At 58.9% G+C, this 6943-nt stretch carries 7 protein-coding genes; 6 read left to right on the forward strand and 1 reads right to left on the reverse strand.

Going from position 1 to position 6943, the window contains the following annotated elements:
• From ACE4YL_RS07975 to ACE4YL_RS08000, 6 genes are all read left to right on the forward strand, one after another.
• On the forward strand, positions 1-972 hold a 972-nt coding region (locus ACE4YL_RS07975; protein WP_461368346.1), incomplete at its 5' end, for an ADP-ribosylglycohydrolase family protein.
• Complete coding sequence (locus ACE4YL_RS07980) at positions 962-2020, forward strand: ADP-ribosylglycohydrolase family protein (protein ID WP_461368347.1); 1059 nt, start codon at positions 962-964, stop codon at positions 2018-2020. The genes ACE4YL_RS07975 and ACE4YL_RS07980, both read left to right, overlap by 11 nt.
• A gap of 4 nt (positions 2021-2024) precedes the next feature.
• The gene (locus tag ACE4YL_RS07985) at positions 2025-3377 is read left to right on the forward strand and encodes an ADP-ribosylglycohydrolase family protein (protein ID WP_461357963.1); all 1353 of its coding nucleotides are present in this window, start codon (positions 2025-2027) and stop codon (positions 3375-3377) included.
• A 5-nt stretch (positions 3378-3382) separates the two neighbouring features.
• Positions 3383-4345 (forward strand): ADP-ribosylglycohydrolase family protein, encoded by a 963-nt coding sequence (locus ACE4YL_RS07990; protein WP_461360840.1) that lies wholly within the window; start codon positions 3383-3385, stop codon positions 4343-4345.
• Between the two features lie 15 nt (positions 4346-4360).
• A complete protein-coding gene (locus ACE4YL_RS07995; protein WP_461359264.1) occupies positions 4361-5773 on the forward strand; it encodes an acyclic terpene utilization AtuA family protein in 1413 nt (470 codons plus the stop codon).
• Positions 5770-6081, forward strand: a complete 312-nt coding sequence (locus tag ACE4YL_RS08000; RefSeq protein ID WP_461359263.1) for a DUF4387 domain-containing protein — start codon at positions 5770-5772, stop codon at positions 6079-6081. Before ACE4YL_RS07995 ends, ACE4YL_RS08000 begins: the two co-directional genes overlap by 4 nt.
• 145 nt (positions 6082-6226) lie before the next feature.
• Here the strand turns inward: ACE4YL_RS08000 and ACE4YL_RS08005 are convergent, their stop codons facing one another.
• Positions 6227-6799, reverse strand: a complete 573-nt coding sequence (locus ACE4YL_RS08005; RefSeq protein ID WP_461369481.1) for an Hsp70 family protein — start codon at positions 6797-6799, stop codon at positions 6227-6229.
• Positions 6800-6943 lie beyond the last annotated feature (144 nt).

Here is a 6943-nt window from a genome sequence, read left to right on the forward strand (position 1 = left end):
TTGGCCGTGGGCGATGCCCTCGGCCAACCTACTGAAGGCAAAACCCTGGAGTACATTAGAAGCACTTATGGAAGAATCACCGATTTTGTGGCGGAGCACCCAGGGGTTAGCGACGATACGGAGTACGCCCTGTTTTCCGCCAGCATTCTTTTGAAATATGGACTGGGGTTTACCTCCCGGCAGGTGGCCCAGGAGTGGATGGAACATCTAGCCAGCCAAGCCGGGGGCTTTAAGGGAGCGGGCTTCAGCGAGATGGCGGCCATTGAAAACCTGCGCCGCGGCCTGCTGCCGCCTGCCAGTGGCGATCACATCCACTCCTGGAGCGACGGCCTGGCCATGCGGGTGGCTCCTTTCGCCATTGTGGCCCCGGGCAAGCCGGCTTTAGCCGCGGAATTGGCCCGGCGGGATGGTGCTGTGAGCCACTCCGGCGAAGGAATTTACGCGGGCCAAGCGGTGGCAGCTGCCACTGCGGTCGCCCTGACCTTGGATCCTGCGGAAAAAGACGACGAGGTCTGCCTGCTCCTGGCCCAAAGCGCCCTAGAAGTGATCCCCAACGATTCCTGGACAGCCAGGGCCATAACCCGGGGCGTGGAAATCGGCAGAAGCTGTTCCGATGTTTGGGAAGCCTTGGAATCCCTCTACGGTGCCATAGTGGCCCAGTACTACCACTGGAGCGATCTGGCCCCGGAAGCGGTGGGCTTAGCCTTTGGGCTCATTGCCGCAGCCAGGGGCGACTTTGTGCAGAGCGTCTTGGGCGGTGTGAACATTGGTCGGGATACGGACACCATTGCCGCCATCGCCGGCTCGATCACGGGAGCTTTGGGCGGGCTTGCATCCATTCCATCCAGCTGGGGAGATCCCATCGAGAGTGTGCGCGGGATCTGTATCAAGACCGTGGCGGGCATGCACGTTTTGGACACGGCAGATGCCCTGGTGAACCTTGCGCAGGGAGGGGAAGCGGATGAACTATGAAGTACGGGCCAAGGGAGCGCTCTACGGTCTGGCCATAGGCGATGCAGTGGGCTGGCCTGCTTTGTATCACCGCACTTATACTCTTCCTTTCTGGACCCGCCGCCTGCGCCGGGAGATTGACGCTGCCCAGGAGGATCAAAGGGTGCTTCGTTTTCCCATGCCCTTTTCCCTGAACCGCCCCACAGAAGATCTGCAGTTTGCGCCCACCGATGATACGGAATGGGCCAGCTTCACCATGGAGGCCCTCCTGGAAACGGAGGGGGAGCTCACTGAGGACGTGATCCTCAGCCGCTGGCTCGCCCTTTTAGATCAAGAGGAAGTACGGGGCAGTATCAGTGTTCAGGGAGCCCTGCATAACCTCAGGCGCGGCGTCCGCCCGCCTGTTACCGGCAGCGATAACGCCCATTATTTCGACGACAGCGCCTGTCTGAGGGCTATTCCCATCGGAGTGGTCTGGCAGGGGAACAGGGAGAAAATCTTGCAGCAAGTGGAGCTGGATGCACAGGTGACCAATTCCAGGGACGGCCTCTGGGCAGCGCAAGCCTTAGCTGTGGCCGTGGGAGCCCTCTGCGGAGGCAGTGGGCTCAAACAAGCTGTGGAACTGGCTCGCGCGGTGCTGCCTGGGAACTCGTGGGCCGCCAGGACTGCGGCCGAGGCCTGGGAGATGGCGATTGAGTCAGCTGGCAGTGCTTTTGACCTCATTCCCAAGCTAGATCGCCTGATCAACAAGGAATATAGTTACGGTGGGGCGGCACCGGAGGTGCTGGCCTTGGCCTTTGCCATTACTGCTTTAGTGGACTGTGATTTGGAGCGCGGCATCATGTATGCCCTGGCCTTTCCCAAGCTTGCCGACAGCCTCGCCGCGGTGGTGGGAGCCCTCTGCGGAGCGGGGAGCGCACACGATCATCCCGCCTTTGCCGGCTGGCTGCCTGTCCTGGCCAAGCTGCGGGGGATTTGCTTGCCCCATCTGGCTGGCCGGGATTATCTGCAGCTCGTCCAGGACCTAGCCGCTTTGGGCTCACGCCTGGGCCAGGGAGAACGGAGGTAGCAATTTGAGAATCACATGGATCAAACCGGAAGAACTGTTAGAGCACGAATTCACCCAAGCCCAAGAAGAAGGGAAACAGGTGGAGGAGCTCCGTGCCCAGTGGCAGGAAATGAAGGAACAGGCCCGGGATCTGGCCCAGCTGCGGCACTGGACAGAGACGTTCTGGCAGCGTTTGGCCGTCCTGGAACCAGGGCCCTGGGAGCGAGATGAGCCTTCGGAACTTGCCGCCATTTTTGCTGCTGCAGCGCCGGAGCGTTGGCCGTCGTTTGGGGATCTGGATCCCGCCCAGGTGGAAGACAAAATCAAAGGAGGCTGGCTGGGCCGGGCCGCGGGTTGCCTTTTGGGCAAACCCGTGGAAGGTAAGCCCCGCAGCTGGATTCGCACGCTCTTGGAAGCCAGCGGGCGCTGGCCCCTCAGCGACTATTTCACCGCCCAGGGCGTGCCCGAGGAAGTGTTCCGGGAATACACATGGCATAGGTCTTACGTGGAGGCCCTCAAAGAGAACATTGTGTGTATGCCGGAGGATGATGACCTTAACTACTCCATGCTCAACCTCCATGTGGCGGAACAGTTTGGTCCGGGGTTTACGCCAGAGGATGTGCTGCAGACCTGGCTGACCACCCTCCCCGTGCTGCAGGTGTTCACGGCGGAGCGGGTGGCCTACCTCAACGCCTTGAGGCTGCTAGAACCCCCTGAAACGGCGCGTTTTCGCAACCCCTACCGGGAATGGATCGGCGCCCAAATCCGGGCTGATCTCTGGGGTTGGATTGCCCCGGGTAATCCCCGGCTCGCCGCGGAGCTGGCCTACCGTGATGCGATAATTAGCCACACCAAAAACGGGATTTACGGGGAGATGTTTGTGGCGGCCATGATCGCGGCAAGCTTTACGCTCACGGAGATCCGGGACATCATCCAGGTGGGTTTAAGTTTTATTCCCGCCAAGAGCCGCCTGAGCGAGGCCATCCGCTTTACTCTCAGCCTCTATGATGCCGGCGGGCACAGCTTCGAATCAGCCATGGACAAGATCAGCGAGCGCTACGGGCGTTACCACTGGGTGCACACCATCAACAACGCTGCCCTGGTAACCGCAGCCCTGCTGTTCGGGAAAGGAGATTTTGAGCGTTCCATCTGTTATGCAGTAATGGGCGGTTGGGATACGGACTGCAATGGTGCCACCGTGGGCTCCATTGTAGGAGTCTTGCTGGGCGCAGCGGCCCTTCCCCAGAAGTGGATCGCCCCTTTGAACAATCGAATCCGCACGAGCCTGCAGGGCTTTGATAATTCCAGTTTTGATCAGCTCGCCCGACGCACTTTGCTTCAAGCAGAGAGATTTGACAGCATTTCAACGAAAGAGTGATTACCATGATGGACGAACGGAGAAAGGTTGATAAGGCTTTTGGAGCATTGGCGGGACTGGCTATTGGTGATTCCTTCGGCGATGCTTCCCGGACAGAAGCCAATCACCAGCGCTTTGGCATCACCATGGATTTCACCGCAGAGGCCTCCTGGAGTACAGATGATACGGAATTTGCTCTGCTCACGGCTCAGGCCTTAATTGACTGCGGGGGACAGTTCTCCACAGAAGCTGTGGTGGCGGCCTGGGAGAAATACATCCTCTACCAGGAGGATTTCCACCGAGGCGGTTCCAGCGAGATCGAGGCAGTGGTTAACTTGAAAAGGGGCCTGAAGCCCCCCTATACCGGGATGTACAACGCTTACCACCACAGTGACGGAGCGGCCATGCGGGCGGCGCCCATCGGCATCGTCTGTGCCGGAGATTTGGAGAAGGCGGCCCGCTTTGCCCAGATCGATGCGGAGGTGAGCCACTTCCGGGATGGTGTTTGGGGTGCCCAGGCTGTCGCCGTGGGAGTAGCCTGCGCCATGGTTGGCGGAGGTGTCGACGATGTGATCGCCGCTGCGAAGAGCGTAATCCCGGGTGACTCCTGGTTCTACTACACCTTCAGTAAGGCCATGGCCATCGTTGACCAGTACGAAACCTTGGAGGAGTGCTGGGTTCCCCTCCACACGGAGCTGTGGACCACCTACAAGGCAGCTGTTCCCGAAGCTGTCTCCCAGGCCTTTGCCCTCTTCCGTTTGAGCCAAGGCGATTTCCGCCGGGGAGTGATCTACAGCGGGAACTTCGGCCGTGATGCGGATACCATCGGAGCCATAGTGGGGGCGCTGCTGGGGGCTAGCGTGGGTGCTGCGCAGATTCCGCCCCGCTGGATCGAAAAGACCCGTTACCCCACGGGAACCTGCCTAGAGTTCACCAAGGGGAAAGACCTTGCGCAGATCGCCCAAGAGCTGGCGGAGTTAATGGACTAGAGGAAGGAGTACGGCATGTTGCGGAAAAAGGAGCTGAGGATCTTCTCAGCCACATCATTCATGGGCCACGGGGTAGACAAGGAATCGCTAGAGCGGGCCATGGACTACGACTTGGATTTTGTCATCGCCCAGGGCACAACCACTGATGCAGGGCCCTATTACCTGGGTGCCGCCAAGCCCGTCATGGCGGAGGAAGCGCTGCGCAGGGACTTGGAGCTGATCATCACCATCGCCAAGGCTAATGGAGTGCCCTTCATCATTTCAGCTGGAGGCTGTGGTGCGGATAGCACCACCAGGTTGGTTCTGGACCTGATCGAGGATATCTGCTCTCAACACAGCCTATCGCTGAAGCTGGGGGTAGTATGGAGCGAGATCGCCAAGGATTATCTGCTGTCCGGTTTGAAGCAGGGAAAAAGGGCGCGGCGGATTGTGCCCCATCCGGCGCTGGAGGAAAACTTGAGTGCAGAGAGCGTGCTTCAGGCGGAGCGCATTGTGGCCCAGGTGGGCCCGGAAGTGATCATGGATCTGTGGGAGCAGAACCCAGATCTGGACGGAGTAATCGCCGGGCGGTCCCTGGATGTGGGGCTGTACGCGGCCATCCCTCTGCTCCACGGTTTTGACAAGGGACTGGCCATGCATTTTGGGAAAGTGATGGAAGATGGGGCCTTGGCGGCCACCCCCGGCAGCGGGAATGACGGACTGTTGGGGATAATTCGGGAGGATCACTTCGACGTGCGCCCCACTAACCCCAAGCGCCGCTGTACACCAGAAAGCGTCACCGGGCACGCCTTCTACGAGCGCAGTGATCCCAATCGAGAGGCTAACCCGGGTGGGGATCTGGATATCAGCCAAGCTGTGTATACGCAGCTGGATGAAGTGACAGTGCGGGTGAGCGGAGCCAGGTGGATCGAGGCGCCTGCCTACACCGTAAAGCTGGAGGGCGCAGCCAAAACCGGCTACCGCAGCATCTGCATTGCCGGGATGCGGGATCCCCAGGTAGTGGCGAATGTGGAACTGATCCTCGAGGAAAGCAGGGACATCGTTGAGGACTATTTCTCCTACTTAGCAGAAGACAGCTATGCCCTGAACTTCAAGGTTTACGGTAAAGATGCGGTGTTGGGGCCCTTCGAGCCCACGCCCTATGTGCAGGGTCACGAGATCTGCGTGCTCATTGATGTGGTCGCGGAAACTCAGAAGCTGGCGGACAGCGTTTGCTCCTTTGCCAGTTCAACCATCTCCCACCACGGTTTCCCCGGGAGGCTGAGTACCGCCGGAAACATCGCCATCCCCTTCTCTCCGGGGCGGGCGGTGCCCGTGGGTGAAGTGTATGAATTCAGCATCTGGCATGCCTGGCCCCTGGATGATCCTAAGGAGCCTTTCCGCACCACCATTGAGACCATTGCAGCGAAGGGAGGGAGGGCGCAGTGAAGCTCAAGGACCTGGCTACCGTGATCCGCAGCAAGAATGCTTCGCCCTTTGTCACCACTCTGGATGTGTTCTTCGCTCAGAGGGAGAACTACGAGGCGGTGAAGGCCTCAGGTGTTTTGACCAAGGAGCTCTTGGCTGAGCTGTACAAACTTCCCGTGGAAAGCGTCTTGGGCATCTGGTTCGTCGACGACTGCCAGGGGATCAAGATGTCCATTCTCAAACACGTACCCTCGGATCACCCTTCGGCAGGGGATCTTTACGGCGCGCAGCAGAATGCTCCGCTTTTGGAGATAGAGGTTCCCAGCTAGAAACGTGAAGCGATTCCCCAAAAGGGCGCTACGTGACTAGAAGCGACGGGGCCCAGCGGCTGCTTCCCAGGGAAGAACCTCCACATCGGTCTGAATATTAAAGGAGCACCGCCTCGTAGAGGCTAAGGTGCTCCTTTTGCTGTTCTTACCAAAGATCATCAACCTGGTCTTTTAGTTTTTTGAACTCCTCCGGATCCTCCAGGCGGAGTTCGTTGGTGTTGGCCCGGACGATCAGGGACTGTCCGGTGGTGGGGAGTTGGGCCCGCAGTTCGATCATCTGGTCTGTGTTGATGCTGAAGTCGATGCGGATGGGATGCGGTATTCCCGTTGGAGACGGGGGGATGTCCTCAATAACCGCTGAAATCCCGGTGAAATACGCTTCTGCCAAAGAATTGGTGTGGGGATTGAGGGTCTGGAATACCCGCACCTCTATGGACTCCTGGTCCGGCCACAGCAGATTGTAGTTCTTGGACACGGAATAGGGGATGGTGGTGTTGGGCGCACTGAGGGGATCATAGGTCAACTGGATCTGTCCGTGCACTATGTCCGCCACCTCAACTCCGATGCCGTAGGCGTAGCTGTCAATAAGCTGCAGGGGAGCTTCTCCATCTGCCTCCGTCTGCTGTTTCAGATGGGCCATGATGGCTGCCCCCATGGAAACCGCCAGATCGGGTGGGACATCGGTGGAGATGGGGCAGTTGAACACTGAGGCCACCATCTCCCGCGGTTTGACCCCCCATTTTGGGAGAATATCTGCTTAGTGTTTCAACTATCACATGGTTGCCCTTTATTTAGGCCACCATCATTGCTGGTTTGACATCTTGGCCAACATTACTGCGGTAGAACGCCATGGGTGCTTTAT

The organism is Candidatus Darwinibacter acetoxidans (assembly GCF_041936445.1).
Lineage (GTDB): Bacteria > Bacillota > Limnochordia > Darwinibacteriales > Darwinibacteriaceae > DTU010.

What these genes read in the sequence shown, in the direction of transcription:
- ACE4YL_RS07980 (WP_461368347.1), top strand. Translation starts at nt 962, where the DNA reads ATGAACTATGAAGTACGGGCCAAGGGAGCGCTCTACGGTCTGGCCATA.
- ACE4YL_RS07990 (WP_461360840.1), top strand. Translation starts at nt 3,383, where the DNA reads ATGATGGACGAACGGAGAAAGGTTGATAAGGCTTTTGGAGCATTGGCG.
- ACE4YL_RS07995 (WP_461359264.1), top strand. Translation starts at nt 4,361, where the DNA reads ATGTTGCGGAAAAAGGAGCTGAGGATCTTCTCAGCCACATCATTCATG.
- ACE4YL_RS08005 (WP_461369481.1), bottom strand. Translation starts at nt 6,799, where the DNA reads ATGGTGGCCTCAGTGTTCAACTGCCCCATCTCCACCGATGTCCCACCC.